The 901-nt window shown below is 41.0% G+C and carries 1 pseudogene; it reads right to left on the reverse strand.

The features are described from left to right. A pseudogene (locus tag GMD1S_RS08280) lies at window positions 1-827 on the reverse strand (permease); the annotation flags it as partial. Window positions 828-901 lie beyond the last annotated feature (74 nt).

The following is a 901-nucleotide window of genomic DNA, read 5'->3' on the forward strand; positions in this document are numbered from 1 at the left end:
GTTTTGACAAACATGGCTAGAGCCATGACTCCACCTGTCGCAACGAAGAATGGAGCGACAACCCCGTATGATAAAGCTGTAGCCCAATAACCACTGCGTTCTGATTTTGCTAAACGCGGTAAAACCAATGCTTGTGTAGACCAAGAAAAGGCAAAGGCAACATTTCCTTCTCCAGAAAGCATGAAGCGTTCTAATGGCGTCAAATCTCCTTGAGTGGCTGGTTGGATATTCATAATATCAGTTATAGGAACGGCGACAAAGCAGATTCCAACGATAATGAGACCGACAATCAACAAGGCGATAACCAAGAAGCGATTGGTCCATTTAATCACTTCTGGACCTCCAAGAGCAATGAGAGTTCCAAGCAGAACACAGAGGGTACCAAGAATAGGCGCCCATACTCCCTTGTCTAAACCAAGTCCAAAATTATTTGCCAAATGAATCATAGAGCTGGCAAAAAGATTAGCTGCAACGGCGTACCAGCCAAAGTTAGCCAAGCTAATAATGGTTGATAGCAAGGCCACCCCTTTTCTACCTAGAACGGCTCTCAACCAAATCCACAAATCAATTCCATATTTAACAGCAAACAAGATTGGGAGACATTCGATAAAAACCCAGATAATGTTGAAACTAAAAATATTAATCAACATTTGATTAAAGGTCAAATATTGAGCCACATAGGCTCCTTGGGTATAACACCAAGTTGCGATGGCAAAACCACTTGTCGATAGAAAGAGATCCCAGAAAGAATATTGACGATCCTTATTGGTCATGGGAACAATTCCGGTTATGGTTTCTTGTTGGATATAGTCATTCATTTTAGACATGTTATTGAATTCCTCCCGTCATTGCTAAGATAATCAAAACAAGGTTGATTAGGACTATGGAGATGATTAAAATG

Origin of the sequence: Streptococcus sp. GMD1S, assembly GCF_000296875.1 — a bacterium.
Lineage (GTDB): Bacteria > Bacillota > Bacilli > Lactobacillales > Streptococcaceae > Streptococcus.